Source organism: Enterobacter sp. 6722112 (genome assembly GCF_058661685.1).
Genome location: NZ_JBZWGR010000007.1, coordinates 3,426,538 through 3,445,673, shown reverse-complemented (window position 1 = coordinate 3,445,673; position 19,136 = coordinate 3,426,538). Strand labels below are relative to the sequence as shown.

The following is a 19,136-nucleotide window of genomic DNA, read 5'->3' as shown; positions in this document are numbered from 1 at the left end:
CCGGCTTTTTTATTGGGAGAAAAGAATGGCAATTGCACTGGTCACCGGCGCCAGCCGGGGTATTGGTAAAGCCACCGCGCTACAGCTGGCAAGCGAAGGCTACACCGTTGCGGTGAATTTTCATCACAACATCAAAGCCGCGACGGACGTCATTAATCAGATCGTGGACGCGGGTGGTAAAGCCTTTGCCGTGCGCGCGGACATCAGCGATGAAGCGCAGGTGATGGCGATGTTCGACAGCATCGATCGCGAAGGTGAGCCGCTCGCCGCGCTGGTGAACAACGCCGGGATTTTGTTTGAACAATCCACGATCGAAAACCTCTCCGCTGAACGTATTAACCGCGTGCTGGCTACCAACGTCACCGGCTATTTTCTCTGTTGCCGTGAAGCGGTGAAACGCATGTCGCATAAACACGGCGGCAAGGGCGGCGCGATTGTGAATGTCTCCTCGGCGGCATCACGGCTGGGCGCGCCGGGGGAATATGTGGATTATGCCGCCTCAAAAGGGGCGGTGGATTCCCTGACCACCGGCCTCGCGCTGGAGGTGGCGGCGCAGGGCATTCGCGTTAACGGCGTGCGGCCAGGCCTGATTTATACCGATATTCACGCCTCCGGCGGCGAGCCGGGGCGTGTGGATCGGGTGAAGTCGATGTTACCGATGCAGCGTGGCGGTCAGCCGGAGGAGGTCGCCCAGGCCATTGTCTGGCTGCTGAGCGACAAAGCCTCCTATGTCACCGGTAGCTTCCTGGAGCTGGCTGGCGGGAAGTAACGCTACGACGCCAGCCACAGCCGCAGGCGCATTCCCCAGCCACTGGTCCAGCCGGTGGTGATCGACTTCACTTCACCGTGAGAGATCACCACCAGCGTTGGCGTAACCTTAACGTCCCACTCACGCGCCAGTTCTCCACTGGCGTCGTTGACCGTGGGCATCATCGCCTTCTTCTTCCTCATCCAGGTTTCGAGCGTCGCGTTATCGCCCGAGCGCAGCGCAACCGACATCACGTTACCCCCGTCCGCGGCAAGCGCCGCCACCGACGGCGTGGTGTAGCGGCATACGCTGCACCATGTCGCCCAGACGTAGACCAGCAGCGGTCGCTCCTTACTCATGGCGATAAGATCGACGGGCTGGCCGTCGAGGGTGTGCAGTGCCGTCGCGGAGAAATTCTGCGGCAGCGCGGGCTGGCGGAAATAGTCCACCGCCAGGCTCACGGCTACGCCAATCAGCAGCCATACGCCCAGCTCGCGCAGCAGGCGCGGAAGCTTACTTGCCACGGGCGTTTGCCAGCTGTTCTTTGACCAGCCCCTCCAGGTCGTCATACGGAATTGCGCCCGCCACCATCTGGTCGCCGATAATGGTCGCCGGGGTACCCTGAATATTCAGCACCTGCGCCAGGATGAGGTTCATCTTTAGGCTGTCCATGGTTTTATCATCCGTTTTAATGCTGTCCGTTCCGGTCTTTACCTTCGCGGCGGCGATGCTGGCGTCATCGTGATAGCCCTTTTTCATCATCAGCCGCTGGTGGAGCGCCCAGAATTTATCCGGCGCCTGCTGCCACGTTGAGAGTGCCGCTTTCGCGGCATTTACCGAGCTTTGTCCCTTGAACGGCAGCAGTTTGACGATGAGCTGCACGTCGGGATTTTCCTGCACGATTTTCTCAAGCATTGGGTCGAACTGCTTGCAATACGGGCAGTTGTAGTCAGTGAAGGAGACGATGGTCAGCTTCGGCGATGTCGCGCCGGTTCGCGGGCTGTTGGGGTCGTTAAACAGCAGTTTTGCCAGCTGGTCGCTGGAAGCGTCATCAGAAGGTGCGGCGAAACCGAACGTTGATAACGACAGCAGAAGTAAAGCAACGAAGGCTCTCATGTTATTTTCCTTTTGCATCGGACAGGGTGCTCAGCACCGCTTCGCGGCTTAACAACGCAGGCAGCACGTGGCCCTGCGGTAATCCCGGTCCGTAGATCTGGTTAAACGGCACGGCGGCGCTGCCGCGCGTGGTTAAGAACTGGCTGATGGTATCTGAGGGGCGGCTCCAGTCGCCGCGCAGGGCGACAACGTCCGGGGCGGAGAGCGCATCCTGCACGTCGTCGCGCAGCAGCACGTTGTATTTATTGGCTTTACAGGTCACGCACCAGTCGGCGGTCACGTCGACGAACACCCGTTTGTTCTCCGCCAGCGCGCGGGCAATGGCCTGCTCGCTGAGCGGCTGCCAGTGAATACGATCGCGGCGGGAACCCTCGCCGCCGGAACCGGATACAAACGCGACCGCCCCGGCCACCACTACAGCTAATACCCCGGCTCGCAGTGCCGTTTGCCAGCGGTAGCGCCAGGCGGTGACCAGCAGCAGCGTAAGGATCAGGAGCACGCCCAGCGTGATGACGGGCAGGCTGCCAATGTGCACCGTCAGCAGGCTCAGCAGCCACAGCGATGAGCCGAGCATCATCATCCCCAGCACTACGCGTACGACGTTCATCCAGCGTCCCGGACGTGGCAACCGCTGGGCCAGCCCCGGCCAGGCCGCCACCAGCAGCCACGGCAGGCTCATGCCGATACCCATCGCCAGGAAGATCCCCCACAGCAGGGGAAGCGGCGCCGCCAGCGCGACCGAGACCGCCGTACCCAGGAACGGTGCGGTGCAGGGCGTCGCCAGCAGCGTGGCAAACGCGCCTTGCCAGAAATGACCCGCAAGCCCGTTGCCGCCGCGCGTGGCGAGGAAGGTGCTGGCGCCGGAAGGGAGACGGATTTCAAACAACCCCAGCAGGCTGGCGCTGAAAAGCACCATCACCAGCGCCATCGCGCCAATAAACCACGGGTTCTGGAACTGGATCCCCCAGCCGAGCGCCTGATTGCCTAAGCGTAAAACCGTCATCATCAGCGCCAGCGCGAGGAACGAGATCACGATCCCGGCTACCGACGCAAGAAACTGTCGGCGTACCTGACCCCGCGCCTGCCGTTCGGTTTGCATCAGCGTGCCCAGCTTCATGGCCAGCACGGGCGGGCAGTACGCAGGGCATGACGTTAAGGATCAGACCGCCCGCCAGCGCCATCAGCAACACCCAGCCTAACGAGAGCGTCGGCGCGGCGTTCCCCGGCTGAATGCTCAGGCTGGACTCCTGCGCCTGCCCGCTATCGGCCAGAACCAGCGACAGGGTTTTGCCGCTGAGGTTGGGCGCGGCCTCGCCCCAGCTGTCCGTCACGGGCACGGTGGCGACCAGCGAGTCACCGCGCACGGTGAGGGCCGGTTTGCCGAAATCAACATCATCCATACTGTCGATAAACAGGGACGGCGCCTGCCAGCCTGCGTCACGCTGCGCCGTTACGGTCAGCTTGCCGGGGGCATAGGTGGCGTTAAGCGTTGAGGTCAACCCGCCGCTGAGCGGAAGGGTGCCCATGGCCCGACTGAAATCGTAATCAAAACCGGCGCCTGCGGATGCGGTCATGTTCAGCGAAAACGGGTAGTCGGTAAGAATACAGACGTTGCTACAGGTGGAGAGCGTCAGTACGCCGCTCAGGATCTTCGGGACGTCGCCCCGCAGAGTGATGGGAAAGCTGACATCGCCGTGGTAGCCCTGCGTGGTGATGCCCGCGACGTCGAAACGCTGCGGCACAGGCCAGCGCCAGATCGCCTCGACGGGCTGATGCCATTTAATCGCGGGTGCGACGCCGCCTTCACCCGGCGAGCGCCAGTAGGTTTTCCAGCCTTTTTGCAGGGCGACGTCCAGCAGCAGGCGGGTTTCGCCAGTGCTTTCGGGTTGCGCACGCAGCCTGACGCTGGCGTGCTGATTATCGGCGGCGCGCAGCCAGCCGCTGTCGGCAGCCTGGCTGAGGGGCAGCCATAGCCAAAGCAGGCAGACCAGCAGTCGCCTGAATACAGTAAACATAAATTTTCTCCGTAAATGATGAATTAACCTGAAGTAACAGGCGAAGGCTCATTCACGGAAGACGCATAATCGCAGATGCACCCTTAACCGGGGCGGGGAGATAACGCGGGGAGGCCACTGCCGTTCGCGGCGCGGTGGACTGGCTGCCAGCAACGCCAGCAGCAGGGTGACGGCAATCAGGGCGCCTTCAAACAAAACAGGCGGGACCGACATCAGCGACTTGGCGCTAAGCTCACACGGGGTTACCGGTGCGTCGGCACTCTCCTGCCCCTGCTGGACAGACTGGCTCGTGGCGGTGACGTTCATGACAAGCGCGTGCATCCCGGCCATCCGCTGGGCGGTGCATATCAGCACCACCAGGCAGGCCAGGGCTACAAGCAGGATAGCGTTGCGTTGTCGCTTGATCATGTTCGCCTCAAATATTCAGGACGCCTATATTATCGGGCGAACATATTTTGGCAACGCAAAAGCTGTAAAGAAGTGTCTGGAAGATAAGCGGTTTGCCCTCTCCGCTTGCAGAGAGGGCGAGCCATTACAGCGTTTCGCCGTTGCTGGCAATGACGGTTTTATACCACTCAAAGCTCTTCTTACGGGAGCGGGACATGTCACCGGTACCGTCGTCGTGCTTGTTGACGTAGATAAAGCCGTAGCGCTTACTGTACTGGCCGGTGGTGAAGGAGACGCAGTCGATGCAGCCCCACGGCGTGTAGCCCATCAGATCCACGCCATCCCAGGTCACCGCCTTCATCATCTCTTCCACGTGGGCGCGCAGGTAGTCGATGCGATAGTCATCGTTGATGCTGCCGTCCTCTTCCACGGTGTCGTAGGCGCCGAAACCATTTTCCACGATAAACAGCGGCTTCTGATAACGCTCGTACAGTTCACACAGCGAATAGCGCAGGCCTACCGGATCAATCTGCCAGCCCCAGTCGGACGCCTTGACGTGTGGGTTCGGCACGCTGCCCTCGAAGCCGGAAATGGCGTCACCGGTACCGCCTTCCGCTTTGACCGCGTTGGTCATGTAGTAGCTGAAACCTAAGTAATCGCAGGTGCCTTCACGCAGGATCTGCTCGTCGCCAGCTTCCATTTTGATGGAGAAGCCACGGCGCTCCCACTCGTTCAGCACGTAAGACGGGTAATAGCCGCGCAGCTGTACGTCGGTAAAGACGTAGCGCTCGCGCATGGATTCCTGAGCGAACATGACATCTTCTGGCTTGCAGGAGTATGGATAGAGCGCCACCATCGCCAGCATGCAGCCGACTTTCATTTCCGGGTTAATGCGGCGTGCGGCTTTCACCGCCAGCGCGCTGGCCACGAACTGGTGGTGCAGCACCTGGTACATGGTCTCTTCCGGGTTGTCGTGCTCGGTATAGACCACGCCAGAGCAGCAGTAGCCGAACAGCGGCGCACGCCAGTTGCGCTGGTTGTTGATTTCGTTGAAGGTCATCCAGTATTTGACCTTATTTTTGTAGCGCTCAAATACCACTTCCGAGAAGCGCACAAAGAAATCGACCACTTTACGGTTGGTCCATCCGCCATATTCCTGAACGAGGTGCAGCGGCATTTCAAAGTGGGAGAGGGTGATAACCGGCTCGATGTTGTACTTCAGCAGTTCATCGAACATGTCGTCGTAAAACTTCAGCCCCTCTTCGTTTGGCTGAGTTTCGTCGCCTTTCGGGAAGATGCGCGTCCAGGCGATGGAGGTACGGAAACATTTGAAGCCCATCTCGGCAAACAGCCTGATGTCTTCTTTGTAATGGCCGTAGAAGTCGACGGCTTCGTGGTTGGGGTAATATTTGCCTTCAATCACTTCCTGCGTGATTTCTCGCGGAACGCCGTGTGCGCCGCCGGTGAGCACGTCGCAGATGCTTGGCCCTTTGCCGCCTTTGTTCCAGCCGCCTTCAACCTGGTGCGCCGCTACCGCGCCGCCCCATAAAAAATCTTTCGGTAAGGTGAGTTTTTTCATCTTTGCTATTCTCAATTCAGGACTTATTGATTTCGAGTCTAGCAAAGCGGAATTAAATGTCACGATATAACATTTTGCGGAAATTGTAATTTGTCACATCAAAAAAACAGGATGTTTTATTCTGTTAATTTCTTCGCCAGTTTCCGGCCTAATGATTCCAGAATATAGATGACGGGAATTTGCGTGGTGATATCGTAAACGCCGCCAATGCGCGTTTGCGGTACGTGCCAGGAGAGGTTAAAGTCCGCCAGCTTTGCGAGACGTGAATGTTCGTGGCTGGTGACTGAGAGCACCTTGCAGTGGTGCAGGCTGAACTGGCTGGCGAAGCGCAGGATCTCCTCGGTCTCGCCGGAGACGGAGAGTACAATGGCCAGCGCATTTTTAGCCATGTCGTTAGTGACCGGGAAATAAGGATCGTCGATATGGTTACTGAATTTCCCGATATTTGAAAAGAAACGTGCGCCATATTTTGCCAGCGATCCGGAGGTGCCCGCACCGACAAAAATAATTCGTTCAGATGATAAAATAATATCGACCGCGTTATCTAATAGCGCATCAAACTCTTCGTTATTTACGCTTTTAAAGAAGCTGATGATTTCACTGGCACCAAAATTCGCCTGCTGCGGCTCGTTCTGCTCCAGATAGAGTTTAAAGCGCACCCGAAATTCCGAGTAACCATCGCAGTTGAGCTTGCGGCAGAAGCGCAGGATAGTGGTAGTGGAAACGCCCGCCGCATCCGCCAGCTCGCGGATGGTCATGTACATCACTTTATCGCGGTTCTTAATGACATAGTTGTAGACCATCATTTCCAGATTGTTGAGGCTGGCAATGGCGGAATGGCTGAACATACTCACAATGGCTAAACTCGCTGTCGGACACTATTCCTGAAGCATACCATGATGACGAAGGGCGGGAGACGGATTTATCTCCTTGATTACTTAGATGTTAATGAAATTATTTACACCTGTGCGGTGGATTGTTTTTACATTATGCTGATTTATAAGGATAAATCATGAATGTGGATTTATTTTAGCTAACAGGTGTTCACTGGAATCATTCTCAGTTAGCATAGACTGGCGATGAATAATCATCTTTTGTTTTCCCGGAGTTAAGTATGGTGAGCAGACCATTAATCGCACAGGGATATTCGCTGGCTGAGGAAGTAGCCAACAGTATAAGCCACGGCATTGGCCTGGTTTTTGGGATTGTCGGCTTAGTGTTATTGCTGGTACAGGCAGTGGATACCAACGCCAGCGCGATGGCCATTACCAGCTACAGTCTGTATGGCGGGAGTATGATCCTGCTTTTCCTGGCCTCAACGCTGTATCACGCTATTCCGCATCAACGGGCGAAGATATGGCTCAAGAAATTTGACCACTGCGCTATCTATCTTCTTATTGCGGGTACCTATACGCCGTTTTTGCTGGTGGGGCTCAACTCACCGCTGTCGCGTGGCCTGATGATTGTGATCTGGAGCCTGGCGCTGCTGGGGATCCTGTTTAAGCTGACCATTGCGCACCGGTTTAAAGTGTTGTCGCTGGTTACCTATCTGACAATGGGCTGGCTGTCGCTGATTGTGGTGTATCAGTTAGCCATTAAGCTGGCGGTGGGGGGCGTGACGCTTCTGGCGGTGGGCGGGGTGGTCTACTCGCTGGGCGTGATTTTCTACGTCTGCAAGCGTATCCCGTATAACCATGCCATCTGGCACGGCTTTGTGCTGGGCGGCAGCGTGTGCCACTTCCTGGCAATTTATCTGTATGTTGGGCAGGTGTAGTTTTTTTGTAAGGTGCGGTCTGATGCCCTCACCCCGACCCTCTCCCACAGGGAGAGGGAGAATATCAACACCGTAGGCCCGGTAAGCGCAGCGCCACCGGGCGATACAGCATCAATCTTCCAGAGAATACGGTAGCGGCTCAATGCTGAGCGTGTTTGCATCATCCCGCACGCGGAACACGCTGTCGGGCTCCATATCATTATTCATGACAACCTGCACCAGCAGGCGGCCATCATCGAGCTGGACGGCGGCTAACACGGTGCCGGTACGGCGCCAGTTTTCGCCCATCTTCATCTCAAGATCTTCACCTGCTTCCGGCACACGGCTGGCGTGACCAGCCAGCGTCCACAGGGCGCGTTTGTTCGCGCCGCGGAATTTCGCACGCGCCACCATTTCCTGACCGGTGTAGCAGCCCTTCTTAAAGCTGATACCACCCAGCGCCTGGATGTTTGTCGCCTGCGGGATAAACTGCGCGCTGTTTGCCGCGTCAATCACCGGCAGGCCCGCTTCGATGTTCAGCGCCAGCCACTGCTGGCTGTTGTTGAGCTGTGCTTCACCGCGCAGGGCGTCAGTGACGCGTTCCGCCGTTGCTTCGTCGGTTACCAGCAGGAAGCGCTCCGCCGGGTGTTCGAACCACAGAATGGAGGTCGCTCCCTCGCTGACCAGCTGTTTTTCAGCATCCGGCAGCTGGGTAAACAGGTTTTTCAGCGCTGCACGCGCCTGGAAACCCGCGACCCCCAGCAGAACGTGTTCATCGTCCGGGGCGATGGTGACTTTAGAAAAGACCGCGTATTTTTTCAGCTCTTTAAGCTGGGCGTCACGCAGGCTGCGGCGCTCAATAAAGGCGAATCCGTCCTGACGGCGGAACAGACGCAGGTTGCTCCACATTTTGCCTTTTGGATCGCAATGCGCGGCCAGCAGATGCTGGTGCTCAGTCAACTGCGCCACGTCCGCCGTGACCTGGCCTTGCAGGTATTTTTCACTGTCCGCACCAGTCAGTGTCGCCAGTGCCCAGTCATCAAGAGTAATCAGCGTCAGCGGCAGACGCGCAGAGGCGGCGGGCTGGCGAGGAGAAAATGGTGTAAATGCCATAGTGATGTCCTGAATTGCTTAACGCTTTGATAATACCTAATGGTAAAAGAGACTGTATTCAATGCAAGCGCTTTCAGCAGGCCATTCGTGCCATTACGCGGTTATGCGTGGCGCTACGCAAAATAGTGTAATCCGCTGTCTTTATAAGGATTATTCAGGGAGCCTGCTCGAGGTTCGCAATATTCCAGTAAAGAAACGGTCAAAAACACGTTACACTAGCAGGTGTTCCCGGAGAGCAATAATGAATACCAAACGGGATACCGACTGTGCCAAACGTAATGCAGGAAACAGAACATGGATATTAACAACAAGGCCCGTATTCACTGGGCGTGCCGTCGCGGCATGCGTGAACTTGATATCTCCATCATGCCTTTCTTCGAGTATGAGTACGACAGCTTAAGCGATGACGATAAGCGCCTGTTTGTCCGTCTGCTTGAGTCTGACGATCCGGATTTATTCAACTGGCTGATGAATCACGGCAAGCCCGCCGACACCGAGTTGCAACGGATGGTGCAATTAATTCAAACACGGAATCAGGAACGTGGTCCTGTGGCAATCTGATCTTCGCGTCTCGTGGCGCTCACAGTGGATGTCCTTACTGCTCCACGGGCTGGTGGCGGCACTGGTGTTATTGGTGCCGTGGCCGCTTAGCTATACCCCTCTGTGGTTGCTATTGCTGTCGTTTGTGGTGTTTGACAGCGTGCGCAGCCAGCGTCGAATCAACGCCCGTCAGGGTGAAATTAAGCTGCTGATGGATTCTCGCCTGCGCTGGCAGGGAAAAGAGTGGGAGATGATGGGGACGCCGTGGATGCTTAATACCGGGATGATGCTACGGCTGCGTCGGGTCGAGGATAACCGTCGCCAGCACCTGTGGCTGGCCGCAGACAGTATGGATCCTGCGGAGTGGCGAGATCTGCGCCGGTTGATCGTGCAACAGCCGACGCAGGAGTAAATCAGCTGAACTGCTCGGCCATCTCACCCAGAATCTGCTCGCACCAGCTCTGGAGGCGCTCGTCGCTAAGATCGTACTGGTTGGTTTCATCCAGCGCGAGCCCGACAAACAGCTGACCGTCGGCAATAATCGGTTTTTGACTGGTGAACTCATAGCCTTCCGTAGGCCAGTAGCCGATAAAGGTCGCGCCCTTTGGCGCCAGTTTGTCGTGCAGCATGCCGAGTGCGTCAAGGAACCACTCCCCGTAGCCCAGCTGGTCGCCCATGCCGTACATCGCAATGATTTTGCCTTCAAAATTGACTGAATCGAGCTGATCCCAGATGGCTTCCCAGTCTTCCTGAATCTCACCAAAGTCCCAGGTAGGGATACCCAGAATCAGCACATCGTACTGCTCCATCAAGGCAACCGCGTCATCTTTCAGGTTATGCAGCGTCACCAGTTCCGGGCCAATGATGTCACGAATTTTCTCCGCCGCCATTTCGGTGTAGCAGGTGCTGGAACCATAGAACAGACCAATATTCATCGCGTAACTATCTCAATTCTTGCTATGACTTTGCGCGTAGTGTACCAGAAACCGATGGCATTCAGGCATAATGGCCAGATTGCAGAACCAAAGGGGCTGATGTGGAAAAGGATCTCGCACTCATCGAACAGTTTCTCGACGCGCTGTGGCTGGAGAAAAACCTCGCTGAAAATACGCTCAGCGCCTATCGTCGTGATCTCACGCTGCTGGTCGAGTGGCTGGCACATCGTGGGCTGACGCTTGAAAGCGCGCAAAGCGATGACCTGCAAGGGTTACTGGCTGAGCGGATGGAAGGGGGGTACAAAGCCACCAGCTCTGCACGTCTGCTGAGCGCCATGCGCCGCCTGTTCCAGCACCTGTACCGCGAGAAGATCCGCGCGGATGACCCCAGCGCACTGCTGGCATCGCCTAAACTGCCTCAGCGGCTGCCAAAAGATCTCAGCGAAGCACAAGTTGAGAGATTATTACAGTCGCCCGCAGTTGACCTTCCGCTGGAGTTACGCGATAAAGCCATGCTTGAACTATTGTATGCCACGGGCTTGCGCGTTTCCGAGTTGGTGGGCCTGACGATGAGCGATATCAGCCTGCGTCAGGGCGTGGTGCGCGTTATCGGTAAAGGGAACAAAGAACGGCTGGTGCCGCTGGGTGAAGAGGCGGTCTACTGGCTGGAGACGTATCTGGAACACGGGCGTCCGTGGCTGCTGAACGGCGTCTCCATAGATGTATTGTTCCCGAGCCAGCGCGCGCAGCAGATGACGCGACAAACGTTCTGGCATCGCATTAAACATTACGCCACACTGGCGGGTATTGACAGTGAGAAGCTGTCGCCGCACGTTTTGCGTCACGCCTTCGCGACGCATCTGTTAAACCACGGCGCTGATTTACGCGTGGTGCAGATGTTGCTTGGACACAGCGATCTTTCAACGACGCAAATATACACCCATGTCGCGACGGAACGCCTGCGGCAGCTACACCAACAGCACCACCCTCGCGCGTGAGTGCCGACGAATTGTTACAGGAACAAATATGAAAAAGTCTTTAGCGCTGCTCACCCTGCTGGCAGCTTCGGTTTCCGGTATTGCCCATGCGGACGATGCCGCCATTAAACAGTCTCTGACGAAACTCGGCGTCGCCAGCAGCGAGATCCAGCCAGCGCCGGTGGCTGGCATGAAAACGGTGCTGACCAACAGCGGCGTGCTGTACGTGACCGAAGACGGCAAACACATCATTCAGGGGCCTATGTACGACGTGAGCGGCGCGCAGCCGGTGAACGTCACTAACCAGCTGCTGATGAAAAACCTGAACGCGCTCGAAAAAGAGATGATTGTCTACAAAGCGGCGCAGGAAAAGCACGTTATTACCGTCTTCACCGACATCACCTGCGGCTACTGCCACAAGCTGCATGAAGAGATGAAAGACTACAACGCGCTGGGCATTACCGTGCGTTACCTGGCTTTCCCACGCGCCGGCGTGCAGAGCCAGCCTGAGCAGGATATGAAAGCGATCTGGTGTGCGAAAGACCGCAACAAGGCCTTTGATGACGCGATGAACGGCAAAGGCGTGAAGCCCGCGTCCTGCGATATCGACATCGCTAACCACTACGCGCTGGGCGTGCAGTTTGGCGTGAGCGGTACGCCAGCCATTGTGCTGAGTAACGGCTACGTGGTGCCGGGCTACCAGGGTCCAAAAGAGATGAAAGCGTTCCTCGACGAGCACCAGAAACAGATGGGTGGTAAATAATTCGCGTGAAAGCCCCGATAAGACTGCGCCGCCGCGATGCGGGTGAAACCGCGGATTTACCAGACACGCTTCCGCTGCTGCTAAAGCGGCTGTATGCCAGCCGTGGCGTGCGTACGGCAAGCGATCTTGAGCGCAGCGTCAAAGGCATGCTGCCCTGGCAAGCACTGAGTGGCATCGAAAAAGCGACTGAAATGCTCTACGACGCGTTCCGGGAAGGCACGCGGATTGTCGTGGTGGGCGATTTCGATGCAGACGGCGCAACCAGTACCGCGTTGAGCGTGCTCAGCCTGCGTGCGCTGGGCTGCGATAACGTGACTTACCTGGTGCCGAACCGGTTTGAAGACGGCTACGGCCTCAGCCCGGAAGTGGTCGATCAGGCCCACGCCCGTGGCGCACAGATGATCATGACCGTGGATAACGGGATCTCCTCTCATGCGGGGGTTGATCATGCCCATGCGCTGGGGATCCCGGTACTGGTCACCGATCACCACCTGCCAGGCGAAACCCTGCCTGCCGCCGAAGCCATCATTAACCCGAACCTGCGCGACTGCGATTTCCCGTCGAAATCGCTGGCCGGAGTAGGGGTGGCATTTTATCTGATGCTGGCGTTACGCACGTTGCTGCGAGATAAGGGCTGGTTCGAATCGCGTGGGATTGCCGTGCCGAACCTCGCGGAGTATCTCGATCTGGTGGCGCTGGGAACCGTGGCGGACGTGGTGCCGCTCGATACCAATAACCGTATTCTCACCTGGCAGGGCTTAAGCCGCATTCGGGCGGGTAAATGCCGTCCGGGGATTAAGGCGCTGCTGGAAATTGCCAACCGCGATCCGCTGAAGCTTGCGGCAAGCGATTTAGGCTTTGCCCTCGGCCCGCGCCTGAACGCGGCGGGGCGGCTGGACGATATGTCGGTTGGCGTCGCGCTGCTGCTGTGCGAAAACATCGGCGAAGCGCGTGTGCTGGCCAGTGAGCTGGACGCACTCAACCAGACCCGTAAAGAGATTGAGCAGGGGATGCAGGCTGAAGCGCTGACCCTGTGCGAAAAGCTGGAGCGCAGCGGTGATACCCTGCCGGGCGGGCTGGCGATGTATCACCCTGAATGGCACCAGGGCGTGGTGGGCATTCTGGCGTCGCGCATTAAAGAGCGTTTCCACCGCCCGGTGATTGCGTTCGCCCCCGCCGGGGACGGCACGCTGAAAGGCTCCGGTCGTTCCATTCAGGGACTGCATATGCGCGACGCGCTGGAGCGTCTGGATACGCTGCATCCGGGGTTGATGATCAAGTTCGGCGGTCACGCGATGGCGGCAGGCCTGTCGCTGGAAGAGGCGAAGTTCGACGAGTTTCAGCGTCTGTTTGGCGAACTGGTCACCGAGTGGATCGATCCGGCTCTGTTGCAGGGTGAAGTGGTTTCTGACGGTGAGCTTTCACCGGCTGAAATGACCATGGAGGTGGCGCAGATGCTGCGCGATGCCGGCCCGTGGGGGCAGATGTTCCCGGAGCCGCTTTTCGACGGACGTTTTCGTTTGCTGCAACAGCGCATCGTGGGCGAACGCCATCTCAAAGTGATGGTGGAACCGGTCGGCGGCGGACCGCTGCTCGACGGCATCGCCTTTAACGTTGATACCTCCATCTGGCCGGACAACGGCGTGCGCGAGGTTGAGCTGGCCTATAAGCTGGATATTAACGAGTTCCGCGGTAACCGCTCCCTTCAGATCATCATCGACAATATCTGGCCAATTTAGCGTCAGTAATCTCTATAAAAAAGGGCGTGGATTCGGTACAATCCCGCTCTTATCACCGCATTTTGACAAGCTCATAAAAGAAAACAGACCATGTTTGAAATTAATCCGGTAAAAAACCGCATTCAGGACCTCACGGAGCGCTCTGACGTTCTTAGGGGGTATCTTTGACTACGATGCCAAGAAAGAGCGTCTCGAAGAAGTAAACGCCGAGCTGGAACAGCCGGACGTCTGGAACGAACCTGAGCGCGCTCAGGCGCTGGGTAAAGAGCGTTCCTCCCTCGAAGCCATCGTAGATACGCTGGATCAAATGGCGCAGGGTCTGGAAGATGTTTCTGGGCTGCTGGAGCTGGCTGTCGAAGCCGACGACGAAGAAACCTTTAACGAAGCCGTGGCAGAGCTCGACGTGCTGGAAGAGAAGCTGGCGCAGCTGGAATTCCGTCGCATGTTCTCCGGCGAATACGATAGTGCTGACTGCTATCTCGATATTCAGGCAGGTTCTGGCGGTACCGAAGCGCAGGACTGGGCGAGCATGCTGATGCGCATGTACCTGCGCTGGGCGGAAGCGCGCGGTTTCAAAACCGAGATTATCGAAGAGTCCGAAGGTGAAGTGGCGGGTATCAAATCCGTTACCATCAAGATTATTGGCGATTACGCCTACGGCTGGCTGCGAACTGAAACCGGCGTTCACCGCCTGGTGCGTAAGAGCCCGTTCGATTCCGGCGGCCGTCGTCACACCTCCTTCAGCTCCGCGTTTGTCTACCCGGAAGTGGATGAAGATATCGATATCGACATCAACCCGGCGGACCTGCGTATCGACGTTTACCGCGCATCCGGCGCGGGTGGTCAGCACGTTAACCGTACGGAATCTGCGGTGCGTATTACCCACATTCCAACCGGGCTGGTAACACAGTGCCAGAACGACCGTTCCCAGCATAAGAACAAAGACCAGGCCATGAAGCAGATGAAAGCGAAGCTTTATGAGCTGGAGATGCAGAAGAAAAATGCTGAGAAGCAGGCGATGGAAGACAACAAGTCCGATATCGGCTGGGGCAGCCAGATCCGTTCTTACGTCCTTGATGACTCCCGCATCAAAGACCTGCGTACCGGGGTTGAAACCCGCAACACGCAGGCGGTGCTGGACGGCAGCCTGGACCAATTTATCGAAGCAAGTTTGAAAGCAGGGTTATGAGGAACCAACATGTCTGAACAACAAGCACAGGGCGCTGACGCGGTAGTCGATCTTAACAACGAACTGAAAACCCGCCGCGAGAAGCTGGCAGCGCTGCGCGAGCAGGGCGTGCCGTTCCCGAACGATTTTCGTCGTGACCATACCTCAGACCAACTGCACGCAGACTTCGACGGTAAAGAGAACGAAGAGCTGGAAGCGCTGAACGTTGAAGTGTCCGTGGCGGGCCGCATGATGACCCGTCGTATCATGGGTAAAGCGTCCTTCGTGACCTTACAGGACGTTGGCGGCCGCATTCAGCTGTACGTCTCTCGTGACGACCTGCCGGAAGGCATCTACAACGAGCAGTTCAAAAAGTGGGACCTCGGCGATATCCTGGGCGCTAAAGGTAAACTGTTCAAAACCAAGACCGGTGAACTGTCTATCCACTGCACCGAACTGCGTCTGCTGACCAAAGCCCTGCGCCCGCTGCCGGACAAGTTCCACGGTTTGCAGGATCAGGAAGCGCGCTATCGTCAGCGTTACCTGGATCTCATCTCTAACGATGAATCCCGTAAGACCTTCAAAATTCGCTCCCAGATCATGGCCGGTATTCGCCAGTTCATGGTTAACCGCGACTTTATGGAAGTAGAAACCCCGATGATGCAGGTGATCCCAGGCGGTGCCTCTGCCCGTCCGTTCATCACCCATCACAACGCCCTGGACCTGGACATGTACCTGCGTATCGCGCCGGAACTGTACCTGAAGCGTCTGGTGGTCGGCGGTTTCGACCGCGTGTTTGAGATCAACCGTAACTTCCGTAACGAAGGTATCTCCGTACGTCATAACCCAGAGTTCACCATGATGGAACTCTATATGGCGTATGCGGATTACAAAGATCTGATCGAGCTGACCGAATCCCTGTTCCGCACCCTGGCGCAGGACATTCTGGGCACCACCCAGGTGCCTTACGGTGAAGAGGTGTTCGACTTCGGCAAGCCGTTCGAAAAACTGACCATGCGCGAAGCGATCAAGAAATACCGTCCGGAAACCAACATGGCGGATCTGGATAACTTCGACTCTGCGAAAGCGATCGCTGAAAGCATCGGTATCAAGGTTGAGAAGAGCTGGGGCCTGGGTCGTATCGTGACCGAAATCTTCGAAGAAGTGGCCGAAGCGCACCTGATTCAGCCGACCTTCATCACCGAATACCCGGCGGAGGTGTCTCCCCTGGCGCGTCGTAATGACGAGAACCCGGAAATCACTGACCGCTTCGAATTCTTCATCGGTGGCCGCGAAATCGGTAACGGCTTTAGCGAGCTGAACGATGCAGAAGATCAGGCGCAGCGCTTCCAGGATCAGGTTAACGCGAAAGCGGCAGGCGACGACGAAGCGATGTTCTTCGACGAAGACTACGTGACCGCGCTGGAGCACGGCCTGCCGCCGACGGCTGGCCTGGGTATTGGTATCGACCGTATGGTGATGCTGTTCACCAACAGCCACACCATCCGCGACGTGATCCTGTTCCCGGCGATGCGTCCGGTGAAATAAGCCTTTAAGACGTAAAAAAAGCCCCGTGCGTTTATCGCCGGGGCTTTTTTATTGCGCCGCGAAGGCGCTGAGTTTTTCACGCGCGGTGTTCGCTTCCTGCACCATCCACGGGCTAAATGCCCACGGTGTGGCGTCCAGCGCGCGGAATAGCGCGTCCAGCTCCACCCACTGATACTCCATTACTTCATCGTCATTGATTGCGAGGGTATTCGTTACGCGGGCGGCATAGACCGGGCAGATTTCGTTTTCAACGATCCCTGACGGGTCGGCTTCACGGTAGCGGAACTCCGGGGCAATGGGGGTGATGTCTGTGATTTCGGCGCCGACTTCAAAGCGGCAGCGGCGGATAATCGCCTGCTCTGTCGCTTCGTCGGCCTGTGGATGGCCGCAAACGGAGTTGGTCCATACGCCGGGCCAGGCTTTTTTACTTAATGCGCGCCGGGTGATCAGACATTCTCCATTAGCGTTAAACAGCCATGAAGAGAAGGCCAGGTGTAGCGGGGTGTGTGACGTGTGCGCGGCGTACTTCTCCTGAGTGCCAATCACCTTTCCCTGGTCATTTACCAAAATAACGTGTTCTTGAATACTCATTGATGCTCCAGTGCCAAAATGCTTAATGGTTCAGCACCATCAGCGGAATTATTATACTGCATTCTTATGCGAACGGTTTGGCCCACAGAGCGGAAAAGGGCATGACCCGCATCAGTTTGGGCTGCTATCATAGTGCGCCATTCACGCTGACCGAGGAGCTGTTTTGTTTGCAGGAAGCCTGACGAGAAACCCGATCATTGCCGTTTTCTGCCTGACGCTGACGCTACTTGTAGCAGGATGCTCGGGGAGTAAATCTTCGGATATGGGCAGTTATTCCGGTGCAGTCTATACCGTTAAGCGCGGGGACACGCTCTACCGCATCTCACGCGCCACGGGAACCAGCGTGAAGGAGCTGGCGCGCCTGAATAATATCTCTCCACCGTATACTATTGAGGTAGGGCAGAAGCTCAAGGTTAACGGCGGTTCCTCCTCAGGGAAAAAGTCCTCAACGCGTAAAACAGCCAAAGTCACGCCATCCTATCAGGTGCCTAAATCATCCTGGCCGCCGGTCGGTCAGCGCTGCTGGATCTGGCCTGCAAGCGGAAAAGTGGTTGCGCCGTACTCGCTCTCGGAAGGTGGCAATAAAGGTATTGATATCGCTGCCGCACGCGGCACACCGGTTTACGCTTCAGGGGCCGGGAAGGTGGTCTATGTCGGTAACCAGCTTCGTGGATACGGTAACCTGATCATGATTAAGCATGGTGAGGACTACATTACGGCGTATGCGCATAACGACACGATGCTGGTCAATAACGGGCAGAACGTGAAGGCGGGGCAGAAGATTGCGACCATGGGCAGTACCGGGACGGATACGGTTAAGCTGCACTTCCAGATCCGCTATAAGGCTACAGCCATCGATCCGCAGCGTTATCTTCCGGCGCAGGGCAGTAAGCCGAAGTGTTAAGTGATTATTTAATCGCCACTTAGTGGGGTAAAGGCTTGTATGAAGAGGCGTAAGGTCTATAATGCCTTACGCACCTCAAAGCGGGCGTAGTTCAATGGTAGAACGAGAGCTTCCCAAGCTCTATACGAGGGTTCGATTCCCTTCGCCCGCTCCAGAATTTCCCCAAGTAGAACCGTTCAAAAACTTTCTTTATTTCAGTAGGTTGCTCAGTAGCGCTGACTAACTTGTTTAGGCGTTATGTCCTGTAGAGCATTGACGTCCTCCCTGCACACGAAATGCAGGTAACCCTCTGACAGTCTTATGAAATCGCTGTGCTTCGCTTGTCTTCTAACCTCTAAGGGGCTTAATGGTTTCTGTTGTCTAAAACCAGAAGAGAAAGAGCCAGCGTGGCAGCTGGCTATGTTTTTAGTATGGTGATGCGGTTAAATAGACAGGGACGGAGTAGATCGAGCCACCTGCCAGATAATCCGCAGGGCTGTGAAAGGTGTAAATGGTTCCCTTCACGGAAAGGTAGATCGCATTATTCTCGACCTTCTTCAATGCATCTTTGTCCGTGGTGATCATGAAAGGCTGGTGATCGTTCTCCAGACTCGCCATAAACACTTTATCATCTTTGGTTACATCATAGAGATAGAAACGGTAGGAAAAGCCTGTGGTGGCTCCTGCACTCGCTTCTGTGATGTAAAGATTAGCCAGATTGTTAACTTTCACCTTCTTAATAATCACTTGCTCAAGTGGTGAGAAGTACAGCAAGTTGTATATCCCATAGGCGACAACAGCCAACAGGATCAGAAGTAGATACCGCTTCTTAAAAACCTGTGCGTTTTGCATAGTCGATACCCGCTCTTATCCAGTACTGGTCGTTAGGATCATCACCGTAAGGCGTTGAGCCAAACCAATCACCAAAAGCCGGATCCGTTGTTCCTGCGCGGCTTTGCGTTAAGCCATAGGTAAGCTGGAATAGACATTTTCACTTTTTCCTCATGCTGTTATAAAAAAAACCATAGAGAAAGTGTACCTATGTGTGAGAGGGCAATAAACGATTAAATCTAACAAAATCATTAATTTAAATGTGATTAAATTTGAGTTAAGTTAAACTAAAGGGAAGGTAGGCATTGCACCCTCTCGATTATTGCAAAGCCCGTATGTAATCTGGCAAGGCTTTCAATTGGCTATCTTTCATCGCCGGAACAGGAATACCCCTATCAGTCTTTCCTGTACTGGCGTACCTGCTTCCCCCTTTCGTTCATTGTTATGATC

19 protein-coding genes, 1 tRNA gene and 1 pseudogene are annotated in these 19,136 nt (G+C 56.1%); 11 read left to right on the top strand and 10 right to left on the bottom strand.

Going from position 1 to position 19,136, the window contains the following annotated elements; genetic code table 11:
* Positions 1-25 precede the first annotated feature (25 nt).
* A complete protein-coding gene (locus AC4OVU_RS17905; RefSeq protein ID WP_015571798.1) occupies positions 26-769 on the top strand; it encodes an SDR family oxidoreductase in 744 nt (247 codons plus the stop codon).
* A gap of 2 nt (positions 770-771) precedes the next feature.
* Here the strand turns inward: AC4OVU_RS17905 and AC4OVU_RS17900 are convergent, their stop codons facing one another.
* The 6 genes and pseudogenes from AC4OVU_RS17900 to AC4OVU_RS17875 all read right to left on the bottom strand — a co-directional run bounded on the left by AC4OVU_RS17900 (position 772) and on the right by AC4OVU_RS17875 (position 6,693).
* The gene (locus AC4OVU_RS17900; protein WP_045895036.1) at positions 772-1,272 is read right to left on the bottom strand and encodes a protein disulfide oxidoreductase; all 501 of its coding nucleotides are present in this window, start codon (positions 1,270-1,272) and stop codon (positions 772-774) included.
* Positions 1,262-1,864 (bottom strand): DsbA family protein, encoded by a 603-nt coding sequence (locus tag AC4OVU_RS17895; RefSeq protein ID WP_045141943.1) that lies wholly within the window; start codon positions 1,862-1,864, stop codon positions 1,262-1,264. The genes AC4OVU_RS17900 and AC4OVU_RS17895 overlap by 11 nt, the downstream gene beginning before the upstream one ends.
* A gap of 1 nt (position 1,865) precedes the next feature.
* A pseudogene (locus AC4OVU_RS17890) lies at positions 1,866-3,879 on the bottom strand (protein-disulfide reductase DsbD family protein).
* A 48-nt stretch (positions 3,880-3,927) separates the two neighbouring features.
* Positions 3,928-4,287, bottom strand: coding sequence for a hypothetical protein (locus AC4OVU_RS17885; RefSeq protein ID WP_022649310.1), 360 nt, complete (start codon positions 4,285-4,287; stop codon positions 3,928-3,930).
* A gap of 124 nt (positions 4,288-4,411) precedes the next feature.
* Positions 4,412-5,845, bottom strand: coding sequence for a 6-phospho-beta-glucosidase BglA (bglA, locus tag AC4OVU_RS17880; protein ID WP_017382891.1), 1,434 nt, complete (start codon positions 5,843-5,845; stop codon positions 4,412-4,414).
* A gap of 116 nt (positions 5,846-5,961) precedes the next feature.
* Complete coding sequence (locus tag AC4OVU_RS17875) at positions 5,962-6,693, bottom strand: MurR/RpiR family transcriptional regulator (protein WP_015571796.1); 732 nt, start codon at positions 6,691-6,693, stop codon at positions 5,962-5,964.
* Between the two features lie 266 nt (positions 6,694-6,959).
* Between AC4OVU_RS17875 and trhA the strand changes: the two genes are divergently transcribed.
* Positions 6,960-7,619, top strand: coding sequence for a PAQR family membrane homeostasis protein TrhA (gene trhA / locus AC4OVU_RS17870; RefSeq protein ID WP_003863433.1), 660 nt, complete (start codon positions 6,960-6,962; stop codon positions 7,617-7,619).
* Positions 7,620-7,730: 111 nt separating this feature from the next.
* Here the strand turns inward: trhA and ygfZ are convergent, their stop codons facing one another.
* Positions 7,731-8,711, bottom strand: coding sequence for a tRNA-modifying protein YgfZ (gene ygfZ / locus AC4OVU_RS17865; protein WP_039269839.1), 981 nt, complete (start codon positions 8,709-8,711; stop codon positions 7,731-7,733).
* 294 nt (positions 8,712-9,005) lie between these two features.
* Between ygfZ and sdhE the strand changes: the two genes are divergently transcribed.
* The gene (sdhE, locus tag AC4OVU_RS17860) at positions 9,006-9,272 is read left to right on the top strand and encodes an FAD assembly factor SdhE (RefSeq protein ID WP_003863437.1); all 267 of its coding nucleotides are present in this window, start codon (positions 9,006-9,008) and stop codon (positions 9,270-9,272) included.
* Complete coding sequence (locus AC4OVU_RS17855) at positions 9,253-9,663, top strand: protein YgfX (RefSeq protein ID WP_017382887.1); 411 nt, start codon at positions 9,253-9,255, stop codon at positions 9,661-9,663. Before sdhE ends, AC4OVU_RS17855 begins: the two co-directional genes overlap by 20 nt.
* Before the next feature lies 1 nt (position 9,664).
* Here the strand turns inward: AC4OVU_RS17855 and fldB are convergent, their stop codons facing one another.
* A complete protein-coding gene (fldB, locus tag AC4OVU_RS17850; protein ID WP_015571793.1) occupies positions 9,665-10,186 on the bottom strand; it encodes a flavodoxin FldB in 522 nt (173 codons plus the stop codon).
* A 101-nt stretch (positions 10,187-10,287) separates the two neighbouring features.
* Between fldB and xerD the strand changes: the two genes are divergently transcribed.
* The 5 genes from xerD (at position 10,288) to lysS (ending at position 16,381) form a co-directional block, all read left to right on the top strand.
* Positions 10,288-11,184, top strand: coding sequence for a site-specific tyrosine recombinase XerD (gene xerD, locus AC4OVU_RS17845; protein ID WP_003863442.1), 897 nt, complete (start codon positions 10,288-10,290; stop codon positions 11,182-11,184).
* Positions 11,185-11,212: 28 nt separating this feature from the next.
* Positions 11,213-11,926: a bifunctional protein-disulfide isomerase/oxidoreductase DsbC gene (gene dsbC, locus AC4OVU_RS17840; protein WP_015571792.1), complete on the top strand. Its 714-nt coding sequence runs from the start codon at positions 11,213-11,215 to the stop codon at positions 11,924-11,926.
* 5 nt (positions 11,927-11,931) lie between these two features.
* A complete protein-coding gene (gene recJ, locus AC4OVU_RS17835; RefSeq protein ID WP_110292277.1) occupies positions 11,932-13,665 on the top strand; it encodes a single-stranded-DNA-specific exonuclease RecJ in 1,734 nt (577 codons plus the stop codon).
* A 90-nt stretch (positions 13,666-13,755) separates the two neighbouring features.
* A protein-coding gene (prfB, locus tag AC4OVU_RS17830) for a peptide chain release factor 2 (RefSeq protein WP_096147815.1) occupies positions 13,756-14,854 on the top strand; the annotation gives its coding sequence in 2 pieces (ribosomal slippage) (positions 13,756-13,830 and positions 13,832-14,854; 1,098 coding nt in all).
* A 9-nt stretch (positions 14,855-14,863) separates the two neighbouring features.
* Positions 14,864-16,381 carry a lysine--tRNA ligase gene (lysS, locus tag AC4OVU_RS17825; RefSeq protein ID WP_003863452.1) on the top strand — a complete coding sequence of 506 codons (1,518 nt, stop codon included), beginning with the start codon at positions 14,864-14,866 and terminating at the stop codon, positions 16,379-16,381.
* 48 nt (positions 16,382-16,429) lie between these two features.
* Here the strand turns inward: lysS and idi are convergent, their stop codons facing one another.
* Complete coding sequence (gene idi / locus AC4OVU_RS17820) at positions 16,430-16,972, bottom strand: isopentenyl-diphosphate Delta-isomerase (RefSeq protein WP_003863454.1); 543 nt, start codon at positions 16,970-16,972, stop codon at positions 16,430-16,432.
* A 163-nt stretch (positions 16,973-17,135) separates the two neighbouring features.
* Here idi and actS point away from each other — a divergent pair, with 163 nt between their 5' ends.
* Together actS and AC4OVU_RS17810 are read left to right on the top strand one after the other, a co-directional pair.
* Positions 17,136-17,876, top strand: a complete 741-nt coding sequence (gene actS, locus AC4OVU_RS17815) for an amidase activator ActS (protein ID WP_022651807.1) — start codon at positions 17,136-17,138, stop codon at positions 17,874-17,876.
* Between the two features lie 80 nt (positions 17,877-17,956).
* Positions 17,957-18,030: transfer RNA gene (locus AC4OVU_RS17810), tRNA-Gly, on the top strand.
* A 251-nt stretch (positions 18,031-18,281) separates the two neighbouring features.
* Here AC4OVU_RS17810 and AC4OVU_RS17805 read toward each other — a convergent pair.
* A complete protein-coding gene (locus AC4OVU_RS17805) occupies positions 18,282-18,707 on the bottom strand; it encodes a hypothetical protein (protein WP_110292278.1) in 426 nt (141 codons plus the stop codon).
* Between the last annotated feature and the right edge of the window lie 429 nt (positions 18,708-19,136).

What these genes read in the sequence shown, in the direction of transcription:
- ygfZ (WP_039269839.1), bottom strand. Translation starts at nt 8,711, where the DNA reads ATGGCATTTACACCATTTTCTCCTCGCCAGCCCGCCGCCTCTGCGCGT.
- AC4OVU_RS17885 (WP_022649310.1), bottom strand. Translation starts at nt 4,287, where the DNA reads ATGATCAAGCGACAACGCAACGCTATCCTGCTTGTAGCCCTGGCCTGC.
- dsbC (WP_015571792.1), top strand. Translation starts at nt 11,213, where the DNA reads ATGAAAAAGTCTTTAGCGCTGCTCACCCTGCTGGCAGCTTCGGTTTCC.
- AC4OVU_RS17895 (WP_045141943.1), bottom strand. Translation starts at nt 1,864, where the DNA reads ATGAGAGCCTTCGTTGCTTTACTTCTGCTGTCGTTATCAACGTTCGGT.
- fldB (WP_015571793.1), bottom strand. Translation starts at nt 10,186, where the DNA reads ATGAATATTGGTCTGTTCTATGGTTCCAGCACCTGCTACACCGAAATG.
- trhA (WP_003863433.1), top strand. Translation starts at nt 6,960, where the DNA reads ATGGTGAGCAGACCATTAATCGCACAGGGATATTCGCTGGCTGAGGAA.
- lysS (WP_003863452.1), top strand. Translation starts at nt 14,864, where the DNA reads ATGTCTGAACAACAAGCACAGGGCGCTGACGCGGTAGTCGATCTTAAC.
- AC4OVU_RS17875 (WP_015571796.1), bottom strand. Translation starts at nt 6,693, where the DNA reads ATGTTCAGCCATTCCGCCATTGCCAGCCTCAACAATCTGGAAATGATG.
- AC4OVU_RS17805 (WP_110292278.1), bottom strand. Translation starts at nt 18,707, where the DNA reads ATGCAAAACGCACAGGTTTTTAAGAAGCGGTATCTACTTCTGATCCTG.
- idi (WP_003863454.1), bottom strand. Translation starts at nt 16,972, where the DNA reads ATGAGTATTCAAGAACACGTTATTTTGGTAAATGACCAGGGAAAGGTG.
- AC4OVU_RS17905 (WP_015571798.1), top strand. Translation starts at nt 26, where the DNA reads ATGGCAATTGCACTGGTCACCGGCGCCAGCCGGGGTATTGGTAAAGCC.
- bglA (WP_017382891.1), bottom strand. Translation starts at nt 5,845, where the DNA reads ATGAAAAAACTCACCTTACCGAAAGATTTTTTATGGGGCGGCGCGGTA.
- sdhE (WP_003863437.1), top strand. Translation starts at nt 9,006, where the DNA reads ATGGATATTAACAACAAGGCCCGTATTCACTGGGCGTGCCGTCGCGGC.